Genomic DNA, 21,178 nt, shown 5'->3' with positions numbered 1-21,178 from the left:
TTAATTAAGCATGCTGAAGAAAAAACACAATAAAGACTGTAACCAAAATTCAAAAGGACACTAACACTCGACCTGGACTTCAAGTTGTTAAGTATCCACTTAAAGGGGAAAGATGAATGTTGCTATTTAAACCGAGCCTACTTACGCTAGCGTTAGTTGCTGCAGGTGCAAGCATGAGTGCTTACGCTGCGGATGACGTTAATACTACGGAAACTGCCGAAGAAAATATCGAAGTGATTCAAGTCACTGGTATTCGTCGCAGTTTACAAGAGTCACAATCACTAAAAATGTCTTCATCATCCATTGTTGAAGCTATTTCTGCCGAAGACATTGGTAAATTACCAGATGTTAGTATTGCAGAGTCACTCGCCCGCTTACCTGGTGTATCAGCACAACGTTTAGATGGACGTGCAAACGTTATCTCTATCCGTGGTTTAGGCCCAGATTTCACTACCGCGACATTAAACGGTCGCGAACAAGCTTCGGTTAACGACAACCGTGGTGTTGAGTTTGACCAATACCCTTCTGAATTATTAAATCGTGTTGTTGTGTACAAAACACCAGATGCTTCTGTAATGGCACAAGCCATTGGCGGCACGGTAGATATGCAAACTATTAGCCCATTAACCCATGGCGAGCAAACTATTGCGATGTCGCTTCGTGGCGAAATGAACGACTTAGGTTCACTTAACAGTGGCTCAAGTGACACTGGTTATCGTGGCAGTATTTCATACATCGACCAGTTTGCAGACGACACTATCGGTATTGCGTTAGGTTATGCCCGCATGATGTCACCAAACCAAGAAGAACGCTGGCAGGCATGGGGTTATCCAGAAAATGATGCTGGAGACAGTGTTTTAGGTGGCGCAAAACCATTTGTGCGTTCAAGTGAATTAGAACGTGATGGTATATTAGCTGTATTTGAATACGCACCTAACGAAAAATTCACTTCAGTTGTTGATATTTACTATACAAAGTTCACTGATGACCAGCGTTTACGTGGTATCGAAATTCCTGCTGCTTGGGGCACTAACGGTGGTGTCACCTCGACAACAACCGAAGCTGGTTTAGTGACCCAAGGAACCATTAATGGCGCCGAAGTCGTTATCCGTAACGATGTCAACAAACGTGATGCTGAATCACTGTCAATTGGCTGGAACAACAAGTTCACCATCAATGACAATTGGAGCGTTGAAGCTGATATCGCTTTATCAAAAGCTGAACGTACCGATATTGGTATGGAAAGTTATACCGGTACAGGCCGTGGCACCGGTGTTGGCGCAGTTGATGACCTAGGTTTTAACTACAATGGTAATGGCGGTTATAACTTTACCCATGACCTTAATTATGCCGATCCTAATGTCATCAAATTAGGCGACCCACTTGGTTGGGGTAGCCCACTTGGTGCCAATACTCAAGACGGTTTTATCAACAAGCCAGAAATTGATGATGAGCTTAAATCATTCCGTTTAAGCGCAGAATATGTGTTTGATGACGGTGCCGTGCGCAGCGTTGAGTTTGGTGTTAACCGCACAAATCGCGATAAAAGCAAGCTTGATAAAGGTTACTATCTAACGTTGGCCGGTTATGACGGTTCTGATGACTACTTAGAAACCGTACCAGAGCAATACTTATTATCGCCAACCTCGCTCGATTTCTTTGGCATGGGTGATGTACTGAGTTATGACTCGCTAGCGTTTTATAACGATGGTGGTTATACCGAAACAGACGTTGCTGATGTAGATTTATCACGTGCGACAAACTCTTGGGCAGTATCAGAAGAAGTCTCTACTTTTTATGTTAAAACCAACCTAGAGTCAGAATTATTTGGTTTTCCATTAACCGGTAACGTCGGCATTCAAGCTGTACACACAGACCAAAGCTCAGACGGTACTGTGGCGACAGTTGAAAACGGTGTAGTGACATTAACGCCTCGTACTGCTGGTGATTCATACCTTGAATGGTTACCTAGCATGAACTTAGGTTTTGAAGTTGCCGATGGTCAAATGTTGCGTTTTGCTGCTGCGCGTACGTTAACTCGTGCTCGTATGGATAAAATGAACGCTAACGTTAACTTTAGCTACAACCAAAACCCAAATGACGGTGTTAACTGGTCAGGTGGTGCAGGTAATCCTGAGCTACGTCCATGGTTAGCGCGTCAATACGACATAAGCTATGAAAACTACTTTAGTGACCAAGGTTATTTCTCCGTAGCTGTTTTCTATAAAGACTTAGAAAACTACGTTTATGATCAACAAACTAACTTTGATTTCAGCACTATTTTGCCACAAAACCCAGGTGACAACCCAATTGGGAATGTCAGCCAACCTCAAAACGGTAATGGCGGTTATGTACAAGGTATTGAAGCATCATTATCAATCGACTTTGGTTTGTTTGCTGATTCTCTAAGTGGTTTTGGTACCATCTTAAGTGGTTCATACAACGACAGCGAAGTGAAAGAAACGTCAGACAGTGATCCATCGACTCTGCCAGGCCTTTCTGAAAAAACCTTCAATGCCACTGTTTACTATGAAAACTCTGGTTTTGAAGCACGTATCAGCTCACGCTATCGTAGTGACTTCTTAGGTGAAGTAACTAAAATCAGTCTACAGCGTGAAAACGTTAACATAAAAGCTGAAACTGTTGTTGATGCACAAATTGGTTATGACTTTACTGAAAGCGGTATCGATGCCCTATACGGTTTATCGGTGCAGTTCCAAATAAACAACTTAACTAACGAGCCATTTACATCGTACACAGGTGATGATCAACGTTTAGTACGTGATTATCAAAACTACGGTCGTAACTTTATGTTAGGCGCAAACTACAAGTTCTAATGGGCTTGTAGGATGTACTAAACCGACAAAAAAGCCTCTGTAACCTATTACAGGGGCTTTTTTACAATATCGGATTCAGTAAAAATAAATCAAAAATAGTTAAAAAGGCGATAACAATGGATCAAACGAGAATAAAAAACATTGTCATTGTAGGCGGCGGAACATCGGGCTGGATGACCGCAGCCATGTTAGCAAAATTGTTTAAAAAACAACTTAATATCACTCTCATTGAATCTGACACCATCGGCACTATAGGTGTTGGTGAAGCCACCATTCCGCCCCTGCAGATATTTAACAGCGTGTTAGGCATCAGCGAGAAAGACTTTATTAAAGCGACCCAAGCAACCTACAAATTGGGCATCGAGTTTGAAAACTGGCATAAGAATGGCGATGCCTACATGCACGCTTTTGGTAATATTGGCCGTGACTTAGGTTTTACCTCTTTTCATCATTATTGGCTCAGCGCTCAAGCTAATTGTGGCCAACAAGATCATAGTACATTTAGTGCCAAAGGTTTTTGGCAATACTCGCTGAATTATCAGGCCGCTAAACACAATAAATTCCAACCTATTCAAACGATTGCTCAAGCGCAGATGAGTGGTATCACCCATGCCTACCATTTTGATGCCAGTTTGTATGCCAACTTACTACGTCAATACAGCATACAACGTGGTGTTGTTCGGGTTGAAGGCACTATAACCAGTACTAAACTCTCCAATGATGGCTCGATAGACAGTGTCACGTTACTAAATGGTGACTGCATTAATGGTGACTTATTTATTGATTGTTCGGGTTTTTCTGCTTTATTGATTGAAAAAGCATTAGGGGTAGAATACGAAAACTGGCAGCATTGGCTACCCTGTGACAGCGCATATGCCGTGCCTTGTGAAAGCACCTCTCCTGTCATTCCTTACACTAAAGCAACCGCTCATGATGCTGGTTGGCAATGGCGTATTCCACTGCAACATCGCACTGGTAATGGCATTGTGTATAGCAGCCAACATATGAGCGACGAACAAGCTAAACAGCATTTATTAGCCAACCTAGACGGAAAACCGTTAGCCGAGCCTCGTAAAATTAACTTCACCACTGGCAGGCGAGTCAAGCAATGGCATAAAAACTGTGTTGCTATTGGGTTATCGAGCGGATTTTTAGAACCGTTAGAGTCCACCAGCTTACATTTAGTCCAATCGGCGATAATTCGTTTAACCAAATTATTTCCCCGAAACGGCATTCAATCGCACCAAATTGATGAATTTAATCGCCAATCACAAACCGAGTTTGAACAAATCCGCGACTTTATTATTTTGCATTATCATCTTAATGCAAAACAATCTGCCGACGGTGAACACGGTTTATGGCAGCAATGTCGCGATATGGACATCCCCGAAAGCTTGCAACGAAAAATCGATTTATTTAAATCCACTGCAACGGTTTTCAGGCATCAAGATGAACTCTTTACCGAAGCAGCTTGGATCCAGGTAATGTTAGGACAAGGCATTATTCCTTCAGATTATCATCCACTTACCCAAGCTGTCAGCCAAGTCGATTTAACAGACTATTTAAGCAATATCCGTAAGGTCATTGCCACCACGGTTAACCAAATGCCGACCCATGAAGCCTATATAAAAAAATGTTAAGCGATTGATTAACTATCAGTCAAAAGAATAAAAACAAATTAAATAGAACAGGACCAGTAATCATGTCATCACATTGCTCACACCCAACGCCACTAGGCCAACACCGCATCAGCAAGCTCGCATCACGTTTATTATTGGGCTGTGCGCTCAGTGTCAGCGCCATGTCGGTGAATGCCGCACTTAACGTCGAACCCATGTCATGGTGGGCGGGTATGCAACAACCTAAGTTACAACTGTTGATTGCTGGCGATAACATTCGTGACACCCAAGTGAAATTAATCAAGGCTCAAGGTGTCACACTCAACAGCGTTGATAAAACTGACAGTAACAACCATTTATTTATTAATTTGGACTTAAGCCAAGCTAAACCACAACGACTTACTTTGGGTTTATATAAAGGCGAACAATTAGTTGAACAATTTGATTATGTGCTGCAAACACGTCAAAAAGGCTCACGCGATCGCCAAGGGTTTAGTAATAAAGATGTGATTTACTTAATCACTCCAGATCGTTTTGTTAACGGTAATCCCGACAACGATAACCATCCAGACATGCTTGAAAAAGCTGACCGTAGTTTTGACGGTGGTCGCCATGGTGGTGATATTATGGGGATCCGCAAAGCACTGCCCTACTTGCATGATTTAGGCGTGACTCAGTTGTGGATTAATCCATTGCTTGAAAATAACCAACAAAAATATTCTTATCACGGCTATTCCACTACAGACTTTTATAACATTGATCCTCGCTTTGGTAGCAATCAAGAATACCAAGCCTTGGTAGAAGAAGCGCAAACCTTTGGCATTGGCATCATCCAAGATGTGGTTGTTAATCACATGGGATCCGGTCATAAATGGATGAGCAGTATGCCGAGTAACACTTGGATTAATGGTCAATCACGTTGGGTCAATGATCCGACAGATGTCAGTTACTCAAGCCATAGACGCACTACCGTACAAGATCCTTACTCTGTGAATGCAGACACGGTAGATTTTAGCGATGGATGGTTTGACGTCACTATGCCAGATCTCAATCAACGCGATCCGCACATGGCAACATACTTAATTCAAAATAGTATTTGGTGGGTTGAATACGCGGGGCTGAGCGGTATTCGCGAAGACACCTACTCTTATGCTGACAAAGATTTTCTAACAGCATGGTCAAAGGCCATTATGGATGAATACCCGCATTTTAATATTGTTGGTGAAGAATGGAGTAGTAACCCAGTGACGGTAAGCTACTGGCAAGCTGGAAAGAAAAATGCAGATGGTTATCAATCTTTTGCACCTAGCATGATGGATTTTCCGTTGTATGACACTCTTATAGCAAGCTTAACCAAAGAGGAAGATTGGGGAGCTGGATTTATCGATCTTTACCAAATGTTGGCTAACGATGTGGTGTATGCCAATCCAAGCCAGTTAGTGTTATTTGAAGGTAATCACGACACTAACCGTATTTACAGTTTAATGAAAAACGACATTGAACTGTACAAAATGGCCATGGCTTATGTACTGACCAGCAATCGTATTCCACAAATATTTTACGGCTCAGAAATAGTCATGCAAAGTCCTACAGAAGACCGTAACGACGGAGCTGTACGCGCAGACTTCCCAGGTGGCTGGCCGCAAGACAGTGTCAATGTATTTACAGGTAAAGGTTTGAATGCACAACAAACCGAAGCACTTACCTTCGTACGTACATTATTAAATTACCGTAAAAATTCATTAGCGATTCAACAGGGTAAATTACAGCACTTTGTGCCAAAAGACGGTGTTTATGTTCAAAGTCGTCATCAAGGCGATGAAACGTTACTGATCATTTACAATAAAAACAGCCACGCCATTGAGCTTGATTTACAACGTTTTAAACCTGCTATTAATCACAACACTGCTGGCGTTGATATTATCAACAAACAAACGTATTCATTATCTAAACCGCTTACGTTATCCAATAAAGGTGTCACGATTCTTAAACTGAACCGTTGATTTTTATCACTGATATTTTGATCCGTTATTTGAAATTAAGGAGTGGTTCTATGTTCTTCAATAGAACCACTCCCATAAAAATAATAAAAGAGAGACTCATGGGCACCATCATTAAACCGTTAGCAAGCCAACTTCACCGACCTTCCCCAACCTCTAAGGCATTGGTACTAGCCAGTATGCTGGGATTAGGATTAAGCGCTTGCCAACCCAATACCGTTGAACAAACTGATACTGCGGTAAAAAACGATAACGAAAACGTATCAGTTACTCAAATAAACCAAACTGCTACAACAGCCAAACCGGTGGTATATCAAGTATTCACTCGCCTGTATGGCAACACCAATACCACCAATAAAGCTTGGGGAACTATTGCCGAAAATGGCGTAGGAAAATTCAGTGATTTTACCGATGTGGCATTACGAGATATTAAATCCTTAGGCACCACTCACGTTTGGTATACCGGCGTACCGCATCATGCGTTGGTCAATGACTATACGGATGATGGTATTAGTAATGATGATCCTGATGTGGTAAAAGGCCGCGCGGGCTCACCATATGCGGTAAAAGACTACTACAACGTTAATCCAGATTTAGCTGATAATCCGGCTAATCGCTTGGCAGAATTCGAAGCCTTAATCGGTCGTACTCATGCCAATGGCATGCAGGTAATTATCGACATAGTGCCTAATCATGTCGCGCGCAATTATCATTCTATTTCAGCGCCAAAAGGCGAGCCAGACTTTGGTGCTAACGACGATAAAACTAACACCTATAGTAGACACAACAATTTCTATTATGTGGTCGGTGAAGACTTTCAAGTCCCACAAGCATCGGATGGTTATCTGCCATTAGGCGGCGAAACACATCCCCTCATCGACGCAAAGTTTGCCGAGTCACCGGCAAAATGGACCGGCAACGGCTCACGTTTAGCCAAGCCCGATGCTAACGATTGGTACGAAACCGTTAAAATAAATTACGGAGTCAAACCCGATGGCAGCCATGACTTCCCTGCACTGCCTAATGATTATGCAAATAAAACCGCAGCCGAGCATTTAGCCTTTTGGCAAGCACAAGCGGCCGATGACATTCCAGATTCATGGCGTAAGTTTGAGCACATCGCCCAATATTGGCTAGCCAAAGGCGTAGATGGTTTTCGCTACGACATGGCTGAAATGGTACCAGTTGAATTTTGGAGTTACCTCAACAGCCACATTAAGCACACCAACCCAAATGCGTTTATTCTGGCTGAGGTGTATAACCCCGATTTATATCGCGATTATATTCATTTAGGTAAAATGGATTACTTATACGACAAAGTCGATTTATATGACACCTTAAAAGCCATAATTCAAGGTAAGGCCAGTACAGCAGCCATTGCCACAGTTCAAGCCAAAGTCAGCGACATCGATCAGCATATGCTGCATTTTTTAGAAAACCACGACGAACAACGCATCAACACAGCCGACTTTGCTCGAAATCCATTTAATGCACTGCCAGCGATGGTGGTGTCTGCAACGTTAAGTCGCTCTCCCACCTTACTGTATTTTGGTCAAGAAGTAGGTGAATCAGGCGCTGAAAATGCAGGCTTTGGACAACCGACTCGCACCAGTATTTTTGATTATGTTGGCGTGCCTGCTCATCAACGCTGGATGAACAACGGCAAGTTTGATGGCGGACAGTCAACATCTAAGGAAAAGACATTACGCGCTTATTATCAAACACTGCTTAACTTAAGCCACACAGCAACGGCACTAAGCGGTGAATATAGGGAACTAGATAGACTACAGCGCCAAAATAAGGTTGTGGGTTATGACGACAGCGTCTTTGCTTTTAGTCGTTTTAGCGATACTCAGCAATTGATTATTGTCAGTAACTTTAGTCAAGTCCAGGGCAAACAATTTACCCTTGAGCTACCAAGCTCACTAATACAAGCTTGGCATCTTTTGGAAAATGCAAAACTGACAGATTTACTGAAAAACGCTCAACTCAATCAGCAACTCATATTGAATAAAGATGGCAGTGCTAGTGTTAACATTGAACTATCCCCTTTACAGTCTGTGATTCTTGGAGTAAATAAATAATATATTCAAGAACAACTTAAGAGATATTATCACGGCTCTATAGATAATAACCCGTTGCTGTAAATGCTTTAAATATGATAAAAGCATGACTGTCAATCGAGATTAATGCATTAGACCTCGCTAGATAAAGCGAGGTCTAAGCTACAATTTATTGATGTAAATGATTAAGGGTTGCTAATCTTTTAAGGCTGTTTTGCAACACATTGTTGGTTCATAGCGTAAACAGTGAGTGACAAAACAGAAGCTTTACGGTGATGTTAACCTACATAAAAGCCGATAATCAAGTAGATATAGCCAACAAACGCTGTCGGAATCGTTCGTATGAAAGCACTTTACTCTTTGTTGAGCGATTATTTATTAAGCGAGTGTTGCTTAGATTACTAGGCAAGAATTCACTCGCCTCGATTCAAGTGCTTTTATTTAAAAAAATTTAACCAGCTAAATTCAACCAACCTAGTGATTACAGATTTTATCTTTAGCGGTTGTAATGCCACCTTCGCTTGGGATGAACTTGCCTTTGCCTTCTAAAAACTCAATCAACATCTCAGCATCCATCTCGGTTGCTGAACAAGTATGATAACGAGTCTCTGCGCCAAACTCAGTATGCATCATCGTTTTAAGATCATGCTTTGTTAACGCAGAGCCATGGGTTAGCATCATTTCCATCACTTTATGGCCGTGAACTGATTCTGACATTGTATCTCCAATTAAAGGTGTAATTTATTTGTATTTTATAACGTATTTTTTAGTTATAAATACCGATCTCACACACAAGATTTGAAAAATATTATTGTTGGCGCCTATATTGAAATTGATGCCGATAACACTCAATTTACCGGCATAAGAGGCGCTAATAAAAACCAAAAAATCATAGCGTAAAAAAGATTTTCTGGTTAAATCTCAATAAAACCAGTTGTCAGATCACAATAACTTTAGCAACATCTGCTGCTATATTCACGGCTACGTTCATGACGTCACACTTTTATTGAGCTTGTTTCAATTTCAACAACGGCAGCATGAATGGCTTGAAATATAAGCCTATCAGCTTCCACAGTGTCATTATCAGGGACATCCCAGGCCATAATTTCGCGATATCGCTCTACGAGTTGACGAACATCTTCGGTGATCTGGTCATGGTAGCGTTCAATTTCTATATTTTGTATATCGGACATATAAATATACCTTAGCCATAATAAGTTAGAACACAGGACCTTGAACCGGAACAATTAATATTTCACAACGACTATGATTTTGAACGTAATGCGGCACTGAGCCCAATAACTTGTTTATGCCTTTTTTCTTTTTTGCCCCAAAAATGGCTAAATCAATATGTTGTGCTTCCAAAAAAGACACAACGCCATAATTTATCTCACCGCAAATCACTTTGGTCTCAATGGGAAAATTTGTATCCAAATCATTCACAAAAGCTTTCATCTGAAACTGAGCTGCATCAATATTTTTTTTGTTTTGATCTTTGATGATGTCTAGATCAACAACGTTGTAGCCCACTGGATCGCCATAGAGTGTATAAGCGAGTACTTCTGGAACAACATTGAGTAATGTTAATGAAGCTTGATAGTAGTTAGCTAATTCTATTGCGCGTTTGCATGCATGCTTTGAATACAGGGAGAAATCCACCGCAACCACAATGTTTTGATAGGGTTGCAATTGTTCTACCGCTTTTTCAAACTCTTGCTTTTCACGTAACCAGTCCCATGCTTGTTGCAGATTTTCTCGGTTAAAATAACGCACTTCACTAGAGATCAAAAAAGGCTTCGCGATTAACGCCATCCAATGTTCCCAAGACTTATCGCCAACCATTGCAATGCGCTCAAAATCACTAAGGTGTTTCATACCAAACTTAATATCATCTATTGCGGCATCTAAATCCCAGCCGGAAAAATTATCAAACTCAAAAAGTAATGAGATTTTACCTAATCGTTTAATTTGCGTTTCAAGTTGGGGAAAGAATTGCTGGAAATCCTCGAGAGTTAGTTTTCCAGAAGCTCGCACAGCAATGGTATTGCCATCGAATACAGGTATAAATTGCAACATGGAATTTTCCTTCTATTTATGGATAGTTCACATCCAGAATGATGTTAAAACATACTGCTCATTAACTTCATCTTAAAACCTTTTTTTATGCTGATTATTGATCAATGACATCATTTCACTATTCAATTTCGTTTATTTTTCGTACTCATCGATTAGAGTTTTTCATTTTTTGTTTATCTGTATTTCAAGCCTATACATAGCGCTATAATTGAATCAAAAACACGGCCTACAGCGCGAATTAAAATTGATAAAAATCTAAAGTAATTAACGATTAGTTTATCGATTCAAGGAATCTTGATCGCAAGTGATTTATTGTTTCTTTGATGACTTGAAGATCAAGCTAGGTATAAAGACTTATCGGACACATCACGAGGTTGATAATTTAACACTATGCGCCATATGAACAACAACATCATTTATCTCGGCTGGGTCAGTTTTTTTACTGATTTCGCTTCGTCTATGGTCACAACTCTAGTGCCTTTATATGTTGTTTATATCCTCAACGAAGGCGTCGACAAACTGGGCATTATTATCGCAGCGGCAAGCTTTATCTCTTATTTTTTCAGAATATTGTTTGGTTACCTAAGTGACCGTTTTACGCTAGTCAAGCCTTTGGTCGTCAGCGGTTATTTAATCTCCACACTTACCAAGCCAATGTTGGCATTGACGCAGGGTTACCTAGGAGTAGCAATAATCCGTGGCGTGGAACGTGTGGGTAAAGCTGTCCGCAGCGCCCCCAAAGATGCATTAATCAGCGCCTACAGTGAAACGAATGACTCTGGCAAAACCTTTGGCTTTCACAAAACAATGGATATAGCTGGTGAGCTTGGCGGCGCTATCTGTATTTTCCTCATCCTCACGTGGTTTACACTGGATAAAGACAGCATTCGGCTAATATTCGCCGCCACGTTGATCCCTGGTCTAATTGCTAGCGCCATCGCGTTATTTTTGGTTAAAGATATTCCTACTTCAATTCAAGCCAAAAATGAAAAACGCAAAGCGGTAATCAACCAACAAGACATGCGCTTATTGCCTTTGATTATCATTTACTTTATTTCACTATTTTTTATCTTGAGTGATCAGTTTCTGATCATTAAAGTTAAACAAGCGGGTTATTCTGTTTCCATTATTCCTCTATTTATCATTATCCTGACGCTAACCCAAACCTTATTCAGTTATTATAGTGGTGTAATAACGGACAAAATTGGCAACCACAAAATGCTGTTAATTGCCTTTGTATTCGGCACCCTATCTCTCCTAGCCTTATGGCAAGAATATTTATGGCTGTGTTTTATTTTATTGGGAATGTTTACGGTTATGTCACTTAACGCAATCAGAGCCTACATATCTCAATATGCTATTAGCAAAGCTTTCGTTTATGGCATCTTCTATGGTGGTATTGCATTAACTAGCTCGCTCGGAGCTATTATTGTTGGCCAATTATGGAAAAAATTTGGATTTGAAACAGTTATCCTTTTTTCACTTTCTGGCATGATCATACTTTTGTTGGTACTGGCTGTTTGGATTTGGAAGAAACCAACTTATAAACATGAAGATAACGCTATTACATCTTTAGATATATAACCACCCCGCTACCAATAAAAACTATAACCTATTGTCATACAAGGGAAATACGTTATTTTTAGTTAATACCCTTTAGCACTCAAATTGGGGTAATTGAAGGCTGTCGCGTTCAATTCTTGGGATGATCAGCTAAACACGCAAGCAAATAATTACAAAATATTGACTACAGGCTAACGCCCATTCAATCTTGATAATATTTGCTGCTTTTATGGCTTATCGACACGGAGCAATACTGGATAACAAACTGTTAACATACTAAGATTATGTTTCAAATATACCAACTACAAGGTTATAGGTCATAAAAATGAACAAAAAACTATTACTAACAATCGCAACTTTATCGCTGTCAACCAACGCCATAGCTAAAGACAATCTCTCAGAACATCATGCAACCGTCGCTGATAGCGTGGTAGCAGAACAAAGAGCAAATCTTGCCACTAGCACTAAAGGTGAGGGTTTTGGACCTCAGTCACCTCGAGATGTAAACTCACTTGTCGGTACCAATCCAATACAATTTTCTCAAGCCCCTTCTTTCACTAAAATGAATTTATGTAATATTCATTTTCATAAAAATGCTGAACACTCAGGTGGAGAGTTCACCACTTATGCAGGTAATGGCGATGGTAAAGGTTTCCAATCAGGTTTTAAGTATTCAGGTAAACTAAATAAAGCGGAATTAACGCCAACTAAAAATGCTATTTGCCCAAGTGAACATGGTGCTTTAACGGCTGGAGATACCATTGAAGTGCATTATGTACATTCAAGCGCACAAGTCGTACCTGGTCCAACATTAGGTGCTTGTTTAAATGATGCGATAAACAACCCGCAACTACGAGTTGAAACTCAAGTGTTTGTGTTGGTCAATGACAATAAAGCGTTAGATTTTACAGCACTGACTGCATCAGAAATAAAACAAGGTTTTCATCAAGCGGTTAATATTCCAAATAATACCGGTGATGCAATTCAGTATAATGGCTCAACAACAGGCCCTGGTTATAATGAAATAGGCTCACCATTCCAAGTCTCTTGGAGTGTCCGTCCTAAAGTGGCTAAAGTGAATATTAACACTGTAGGCAAGTGGTGTGAGGGTAACGTCTTCAAGGAAGATCACGCTCATGGTGTGAGAAACCTAGTCACTAACCCAGCGCTACTGTCACCGATCAAATAAGCCTTAACCGCTAAAGTCTTCACTCAGAATAACAAAAAGCCACTGATGAAATAACAGTGGCTTTTTTAATTTTGTAATGATGTAAAGAGTTTCACTTTTGCGTCTCTCCTTTGATAAAAAGCGATATTCAGGAAACACATTACCTAGTATTTACAGTTATCCTACCGTTAGCTTTAATTTTGGAACCACAACATTTAACCACTATCTCCTTCACCTTAATTTTAACTAATGATAACTCACTTTAAAACATTACAATATTGCACGCTTAACGCTAAAAATTAATCGCGTTACAGCCACCACTAAAACTGAGATAATAGCCTGATTACAATGCGCAATAGCTGATAGATTTTCTATTTCAGTTATCACATTTACACTCCAATCTTTCCTCATTAGGATTTACTATGCGCGCTTTTGTCGTTCGAGCCAGAGCTGCTCCAGTTGATAGTCAACAATTTCTAGCCGCTATTGGTCATGAAGCTCACACTGAAATTTTAGCTCACACCTTAATGAATACCATTTTTGTCGCCCAATCTCATCGTGACGATGTTGTGGTGTATTTAGTGCTAGAAAGTACCCAAGACTTTTCTCGCACAATTTGCTTTCGTTCAAACGAATTAGGTCATATCGGTGGCTTTCACGAGCAAAACTTAACCAATAAAATAGCTAAAGCCTTAACGGTATCTAAAGGCATGGCGAAAGAACAATTACGTGAAGTTGAAGCAGGAATTACGGTACGCACCGTGAGTTTCGAAAAATTGATACAGGAATTAGCTGAAGATTATCAACTGTATATGTTAGAGAAAAAAGGTACTCCAGTACGTGATATCGAGTTTGCTGCTAACCCGTGTTTTTTACTGACCGATCATATTCCTATGCCGAAAAAGAGCTTTAATAGCCTTAAACGTCTTGGTACTCAACACATTAACTTAGGCCCTAAAATGCTGTTTGCATCGCAATGCGTGGTGTTGATCCACAATGAATTAGACATGAGATTGTAAATCAGTACGATTGAATACAGGATAAAGTGTTGATGAATCAATGTGTGAGCCGATTAATCAACACTGAGCCAATCATTGTTCATGAGGTAACAATATTGTTGCGTAAATTCACTTCAATCACTTACTTGGCACACTGAATACGTATGCAAACCTTTGCTGTATAAACGAAAAACGTCTTATATTACTTGTTCTAAAGATAAAATAATAATCAACAAGGACATACTATGGCGCGCGTTTTATTTAACGGTGCAAATCTGCTATCCACACAGTCACACTTTGCACTTAATGTTATCGCAGTAGCTTGTGCTGTCGCGCTAGCCACCATTCCCAGTCTCGCTCAAGCTAAAACCATTAATGTCGCCTCGCCTGACAAACACATCAATATCAGTTTGACTGATGATAATGGCCGTCCTGAATACCAAGTAAAATTTAATGACAATATTGTTATTAATCCAAGTAAATTAGGGTTGGTATTTCAACAGTTAGGTGAATTAGGTACTGATTTCAACATTAAACATGTGACTAACAGCAACGTAGACCAAACATGGCAGCAACCTTGGGGAGAACGTGAAAAAATCCGCGATCATTACAACCGCGTGGTCGCCACCCTAAGTAACGGCAAAATTGACTTTGATATCGAATTTAAAGCATTTAATGACGGTATTGGCTTTCGTTACCTGGTGCCAAAACAAACCGGGCTGGCTAACACACCGAAACTTGATATTACCGATGAATTAACTGAATTTGCCATCCCAGACCCACAACACACAACCGCATGGTGGATCCCCGGTCGCGGCTGGAACCGATACGAATATTTATACCGTACAACCTCACTTGATAAAATCGACCGAGCCCACACACCTATGACGTTTAGAACGGCTGATGGCGTGCATTTAAGCATCCATGAAGCTGCCCTCACCGATTATGCCGCAATGGTGCTTAATCAAGGACGTGACGGTATTTTACGTGCTGATTTAACGCCTTGGTCGGACGGTATTCGAGTGAAGACTCAACCTGGCTTTTCAACACCTTGGCGTACGATTCAAATTGCTAAAGATGCCCCAGGTTTACTTAACTCAGACCTGATCCTTAATCTTAATGAGCCTAATAAATTAGGTGATGTATCTTGGGTGCAACCGGGTAAATACGTTGGGATTTGGTGGGGAATGCACCTCAATGAAAACACCTGGGGAAGCGGCCCTAAGCATGGCGCAACCACTAGCGAAACTAAGCGTTATATGGACTTTGCCGCCCAATATGGGTTTGATGGGGTATTGGTTGAAGGTTGGAATGAAGGCTGGGATGGTAGTTGGTTCGATAACGGCGACGTGTTTAGCTTTACTAAAGCTTATCCTGATTTTGACATTGATGAGATAACTCAATATGGACACAGTAAAAATGTCCGTTTAATTGGCCATCATGAAACCTCTGGTTCAGTCACTAATTACCGAAATCAAATGAGTGATGCTTATGATTTATATCAAAAACATGGCGTGACTCAAGTTAAAACCGGTTACGTAGCAGACGGTGGTGACATTAAGCGCGTTGATGAAAATGGTATAGTGCGCCATGAATGGCACGACGGCCAATTTATGGTTAACGAATATCTACATAGCGTTACCGAAGCCGCAAAACGTGGTATTAGCATTAATACTCACGAGCCGATTAAAGATACCGGTTTACGTCGTACTTACCCAAATTGGATAGCACGCGAAGGCGCTCGAGGCCAAGAGTTTAATGCATGGGGAAGCCCACCTAATACTCCAGAACATACAGCAATTCTACCTTATACCCGGATGCTGGCTGGGCCGATGGACTTCACCCCTGGGATCTTTAATTTAGCGCCTGAAGGTCTAGATGCGGTTAACCGCGTAAAAACCACACTCACAAAGCAATTAGCCTTGTATGTCGTGTTGTACAGCCCTATTCAAATGGCTGCAGACTTACCGCGTAACTATGTGCAACGTCTCGATGCTTTTCAGTTTATTCAAGATGTACCGACAGATTGGAGCGACAGTATCGCCCTTGCGGGTGAAATTGGTGACTATGTTGCCTTTGCAAGAAAACAGCGCGGTGCTGAAGACTGGTATCTAGGCGCATTAACAGATGAAGACTCACGAAAATTGACGTTAAAATTAGACTTCCTCACGCAGGGGAAACGCTACCAAGCCGAAATTTATCGTGACGGTGATAAAGCTGATTGGTTAACTAATCCATATGATTACGTGATTGAAACCAAAATCGTTACTGCAAATGACGCGATGACACTGAACTTAGCAGCCAGTGGGGGTACCGCGATTCGTTTTAAAGCCTTGTAACACTGGAATGTTACATAAGTGTTCGCATTAGGTTACTAACAAAGCATGAATACGTATGTAGTCAGTTGTACCAAGAACAAGCTCGAGGATACTATAAAACATGCTGTTTCGTTTCTAATTGCAGGATGGAATGGTTAGGTCGTTTCTGGTGTGTCTTCGACCATGGAGACCATCAGCTTTAGAGTACCTTCATTTACTTTATCCATTGATTATTTGACGAAAGTCGCTAATGGATAAAGCGTAGGTCTTGGCGAATACCCGTCTTAGGGAGATGCGTATTCGCCATTTTTTTAACTATTAATATGTAACGTAGCCATCTCAATGGTTATCAACGAATTCGCCATAAGAAGTAAAATTACAAGAAGTAAGCACAACGACTTACCAATAAGGATGTCACATGTCTGGCAATAATCATAAAAATATCACCCAACAACCGCAGCTTAATTTTTGGCAAATCTTCAATATGTGTTTTGGCTTTTTGGGGATCCAATTTGGTTTCGCACTGCAAAATGCCAATGTCAGCCGTATCTTTCAAACTCTAGGAGCATCCATTGATGATATTCCCATTTTATGGATTGCCGCACCGCTCACGGGCCTCATCGTACAACCTATTATTGGTTACTTAAGTGACAATACTTGGAATAGCCTTGGCCGTCGTCGCCCCTATTTTTTAATTGGTGCAGTATTAACCACATTGTCACTCTTTATCATGCCGCACTCGCCTACGTTATGGATTGCTGCGGGTATGTTGTGGATTATGGATGCCTCAATCAATATCGCCATGGAACCGTTTCGTGCTTTTGTCGGCGATAATCTACCCAAAAACCAACGGACCCAAGGCTATGCAATGCAGAGCTTTTTCATTGGTATTGGCGCGGTGGTGGCATCTGCCTTGCCATATATTTTAACCAATGTATTTGATGTGGAAAATACCGCCCCAGCGGGCGAAATTGCCGACTCTGTACGCTATGCATTTTACTTTGGTGGCGCGGTACTAATGTTGGCTGTGGGTTGGACCATTATTTCAACCAAAGAATACTCTCCAGAGCAATTAGCTGAATTTCATCAACAAGACACCACTGACGCACAAGACACTAACGTCAATACGCGTACAGCCAAACAATATCAAAATGGTGCGATTATATGGATGGCGATTGGCGCCATTTTCACCCTCGCAATTGTTAGCCTAGATCTAGATAAGCAACTTTATATTTTAAGTTTGGGTATTTTTACCTTCGGACCGCTGCAACTTTACTGTTCGCGTAAGTTAGCCAAACTGTCAAACAGCAACACTGAATCGTCAGTAACGCGCGACGGATTAGGCATGACGTTTAATGTTGTCGATGATTTGTTTCATATGCCCAAAGCCATGCGTCAGCTAGCACTGGTGCAGTTTTTTGCTTGGTTTGCCCTATTTGCAATGTGGATTTACACCACAGCGGCCGTTACTTCGTATCATTACGGCACCACTGATGTGGTATCCCAAGCCTATAATGACGGTGCAGATTGGGTCGGTATGTTGTTCGCGTCGTATAACGGCTTTGCTGCAATTGCTGCGATTATTATTCCGTTTCTAGCTAAGGCCGTCGGCATTAAACTCACCCATACCATCAACATGTTTATTGGCGGTGCGGGTCTCATCAGCTTTATGTTTATTGAAAACCCTAACCTGTTGTGGATACCAATGATTGGCGTCGGTTTTGCCTGGGCATCTATTCTATCGGTACCTTACGCCATGTTGTCTGGTGTATTACCCCCGAAAAAAATGGGCGTTTACATGGGGATTTTTAACTTCTTCATCGTAATTCCACAGCTGTTAGCGGCCAGTATTCTTGGCTTATTGCTTAAGGTATTTTTTGATGGACAACCAATTTACGCTTTAGTGCTAGGCGGGATATTTATGATGCTGTCGGGCATTGCGGTGCTATTTGTAGATCAAGACAAGCAAACACAATAAGGATTACCAGTCTTTGTCACTGGTAACTAGATTGAGATTATTATTTTGGGGAATTCCATGTTAAAACCACATTTACTCACGCATCGCAGTATCATAGCGAAAGCTGTTACGACCAGCATGATGGCTCTAGCCTTAAGTGCGTGCTCACCTGCAGATACTCAAGTAAACACACAAGCTCAAGTTGTTAACGTCGCACCCGGTACGCCAGGCACAGAACCAACTTGGGCGTTCTCAGGAAAAACTGGCATAGGCACATCTTACGAGCCCTATGTTAACGGCAATTATCAAGACACAGCTGCAAACCCGGTCAGTAAAGTATGGTTTTCGATTGCTCAAGGCGTATTAACCGAAACCATGTTTGGCCTTATTCACAATGCCCAGCTTAAAGAACTGCAATTTATTATCTCTGGCAAAGGCTTTGTCGATACTGAAAAAAGCAATACTATCAGCACTATTGAGTATTTAGATACCGATGATATGGGACGACCATTATCGCTGGCTTATAAAGTCATTAATAAAGATGTTGAAGGTAAATACCAAATAGAAAAACATATTTTTACAGATCCCGATAGAAATAGCTTGATGATGAAAGTCACCTTTACTGCTTTTGAGGCTGGCATTACGCCACACCTTTATGTCAATCCGCACATTGATAACAGTGGTGCCAATGACATTGCTAGTGTTGAAGGCCAATCGCTAGTGGCTTACACAAGTGACACTAATTCAACGGTAATGACTGTTAAAACAGATGTCGATTTTGTCGCCGCTAGCGCTGGGTTCGTCGGCACATCTGATGGTATTGTCGATTTACAAGATAACGGTAAACTTGATTATCATTACCAAACCACTAGCGACACTAATCAAGGCGGTAACGTCGCGCTAACAGCACAATACCCCACCCTTGCCAATGTTAATGACAGCCTAAGCTTTAATTTGGTTATTGGTTTTGGTAAAGACAAAGCAAGCAGCTTAGCCACCACTCAAGCGACATTAGATGCGGGTTATGACGCCGTTAAACAAGCGTATTTAGGCGACGATAAACATCTTGGCTGGAAAGATTACTTAGCCTCGCTGAAGCCATTAAATGACATGAGCAGCAACACTACAGATAACGGTAAATTACTCTATGCCAGCGCCTTAGTGTTAAAAGCTCAAGAAGATAAAACCCATGCTGGTGCGTTAATCGCATCACTTTCAAATCCTTGGGGTGACACGGTTTCAGCTAAAGTAGGCAGCACAGGCTATAAAGCGGTATGGCCACGTGATTTTTACCAATGTGCAATGGCATTTTTAGCCATGGGCGATACTCAAACACCCAAAGTGGCTTTTGAATATTTAAAGCAGGTTCAAGTTCAACAACAAACACCTGGTTTTGCAGGTACTCCTGGATGGTTTTTACAAAAAACCCATGTCGATGGTGAAATTGAATGGGTTGGCGTGCAGCTCGATCAAACTGCCATGCCAATCATGCTCGGCTGGAAACTGTGGCAAGCAGGTGTACTTAACAATACAGAAATAACCCAATGGTACAACGACATGCTTAAACCAGCCGCTAACTTTTTAGTTAAAGGCGGTAACGTAAAACTGGATTGGAATGACACTAAAATTACGCCTCCAAGTACTCAACAAGAACGCTGGGAAGAGCAAGCAGGATTCTCTCCATCCACAACTGCAGCCGTAATTGCCGGTTTAGTGGCTGCCAGTGATATTGGAGCGCTAGCGAAAGATGAACAAGCACCTGAGTATGCTGATTTAGCACGTAAGCTACAACGTCAGCTCGAAACAACGATGGCCACCACCACAGGCTTATTAGGTCAAACTGATTCCAAAGGTAAAGTTGCACCTTATTATGTGCGCATTAGCCCAAATGGTAACCCTAATAACACCGATAAGCTCATTGATAACAATGGTAAACCTGGTTTAGATCAGCGCTTGATCCTCGACGGTGGATTTTTAGAATTAGTCCGTTATGGTGTGGTTAACGCTAAAGACCCTGTTATTAAAAACAGCGTCATGCTAATAGACAACCAAAATCTTGAAGATAACTTACGAGTTAAATACCAATTTACCGCCAAAGATGGCAGTAAAGTACCAGGATACCGCCGTTATGGTAATGATGGATACGGTGAAGACACAGTCACAGGTCTTAGCTACGCTGAAAAAGGCGACACCGAAAATCAACGAGGCCGAGTATGGCCCTTCTTTACCGGTGAACGCGGTCATTATGAATTAGCCTTAGCAAAAGCGAACGACACGTTAACCCCAGACACTAAGAAAGTTTTAATCAATACCTATGTTCAAGGCATGGAAACCTTTGCTAACCAAGGGTTAATGTTGCCAGAGCAAGCTTGGGACGGCGTAGGCAACGCGACTCGCTATAATTACAAAATGGGCCAAGGTACCAATACAGCAACACCGCTAGCGTGGACCCATGCTGAATACGTTAAATTGGTGCGTTCGATGACCGATGAAAAAGTATGGGACTTTTACCCTGTTGTACAACAAACACTCGCTAAATAGCACTGTATTAATCGCAGTATATTGATGGCACTGTTATT

General features: G+C 41.3%; 13 protein-coding genes. 10 read left to right on the top strand and 3 right to left on the bottom strand.

Annotated elements, in window-relative coordinates; genetic code table 11:
- Window positions 1–116 precede the first annotated feature (116 nt).
- The 4 genes from SFRI_RS09190 to SFRI_RS09175 all read left to right on the top strand — a co-directional run bounded on the left by SFRI_RS09190 (window position 117) and on the right by SFRI_RS09175 (window position 8,540).
- Complete coding sequence (locus SFRI_RS09190) at window positions 117–2,837, top strand: TonB-dependent receptor (RefSeq protein WP_011637253.1); 2,721 nt, start codon at window positions 117–119, stop codon at window positions 2,835–2,837.
- A gap of 116 nt (window positions 2,838–2,953) precedes the next feature.
- Window positions 2,954–4,477, top strand: coding sequence for a tryptophan halogenase family protein (locus tag SFRI_RS09185; RefSeq protein WP_011637252.1), 1,524 nt, complete (start codon window positions 2,954–2,956; stop codon window positions 4,475–4,477).
- Window positions 4,478–4,539: 62 nt separating this feature from the next.
- Entirely contained in the window at window positions 4,540–6,459 is a 1,920-nt protein-coding gene (locus tag SFRI_RS09180) for a glycoside hydrolase family 13 protein (protein WP_011637251.1), read from the top strand.
- A 98-nt stretch (window positions 6,460–6,557) separates the two neighbouring features.
- Window positions 6,558–8,540 carry an alpha-amylase family protein gene (locus SFRI_RS09175; protein ID WP_208855593.1) on the top strand — a complete coding sequence of 661 codons (1,983 nt, stop codon included), beginning with the start codon at window positions 6,558–6,560 and terminating at the stop codon, window positions 8,538–8,540.
- Between the two features lie 453 nt (window positions 8,541–8,993).
- On the opposite strand, the gene SFRI_RS09170 is transcribed toward SFRI_RS09175, so the two are convergent.
- From SFRI_RS09170 to SFRI_RS21665, 3 genes are all read right to left on the bottom strand, one after another.
- Window positions 8,994–9,236, bottom strand: coding sequence for a YecH family metal-binding protein (locus SFRI_RS09170; protein ID WP_011637249.1), 243 nt, complete (start codon window positions 9,234–9,236; stop codon window positions 8,994–8,996).
- A 278-nt stretch (window positions 9,237–9,514) separates the two neighbouring features.
- Entirely contained in the window at window positions 9,515–9,712 is a 198-nt protein-coding gene (locus tag SFRI_RS09165) for a hypothetical protein (protein WP_011637248.1), read from the bottom strand.
- Window positions 9,713–9,737: 25 nt separating this feature from the next.
- Complete coding sequence (locus SFRI_RS21665) at window positions 9,738–10,595, bottom strand: STAS/SEC14 domain-containing protein (protein WP_011637247.1); 858 nt, start codon at window positions 10,593–10,595, stop codon at window positions 9,738–9,740.
- A 390-nt stretch (window positions 10,596–10,985) separates the two neighbouring features.
- Between SFRI_RS21665 and SFRI_RS09155 the strand changes: the two genes are divergently transcribed.
- The 6 genes from SFRI_RS09155 (at window position 10,986) to SFRI_RS09130 (ending at window position 21,140) form a co-directional block, all read left to right on the top strand.
- Window positions 10,986–12,179 carry an MFS transporter gene (locus SFRI_RS09155; protein WP_011637246.1) on the top strand — a complete coding sequence of 398 codons (1,194 nt, stop codon included), beginning with the start codon at window positions 10,986–10,988 and terminating at the stop codon, window positions 12,177–12,179.
- Window positions 12,180–12,483: 304 nt separating this feature from the next.
- On the top strand, window positions 12,484–13,347 hold the full coding sequence (locus SFRI_RS09150; RefSeq protein ID WP_011637245.1) for a delta-class carbonic anhydrase: 864 nt from the start codon (window positions 12,484–12,486) through the stop codon (window positions 13,345–13,347).
- A 401-nt stretch (window positions 13,348–13,748) separates the two neighbouring features.
- The gene (gene trmY, locus SFRI_RS09145; protein ID WP_011637244.1) at window positions 13,749–14,345 is read left to right on the top strand and encodes a tRNA (pseudouridine(54)-N(1))-methyltransferase TrmY; all 597 of its coding nucleotides are present in this window, start codon (window positions 13,749–13,751) and stop codon (window positions 14,343–14,345) included.
- A gap of 224 nt (window positions 14,346–14,569) precedes the next feature.
- Window positions 14,570–16,663: a glycoside hydrolase family 97 protein gene (locus SFRI_RS09140; protein WP_011637243.1), complete on the top strand. Its 2,094-nt coding sequence runs from the start codon at window positions 14,570–14,572 to the stop codon at window positions 16,661–16,663.
- Between the two features lie 397 nt (window positions 16,664–17,060).
- Window positions 17,061–18,620, top strand: coding sequence for an MFS transporter (locus SFRI_RS09135; RefSeq protein WP_011637242.1), 1,560 nt, complete (start codon window positions 17,061–17,063; stop codon window positions 18,618–18,620).
- A 57-nt stretch (window positions 18,621–18,677) separates the two neighbouring features.
- The gene (locus SFRI_RS09130; RefSeq protein WP_011637241.1) at window positions 18,678–21,140 is read left to right on the top strand and encodes a glycoside hydrolase family 15 protein; all 2,463 of its coding nucleotides are present in this window, start codon (window positions 18,678–18,680) and stop codon (window positions 21,138–21,140) included.
- The last annotated feature ends 38 nt before the right edge of the window (window positions 21,141–21,178 follow it).

It is taken from the genome of Shewanella frigidimarina NCIMB 400, from assembly GCF_000014705.1.
Classification (GTDB): domain Bacteria; phylum Pseudomonadota; class Gammaproteobacteria; order Enterobacterales; family Shewanellaceae; genus Shewanella; species Shewanella frigidimarina.
This window is presented reverse-complemented; position numbering and strand designations above follow the sequence as displayed.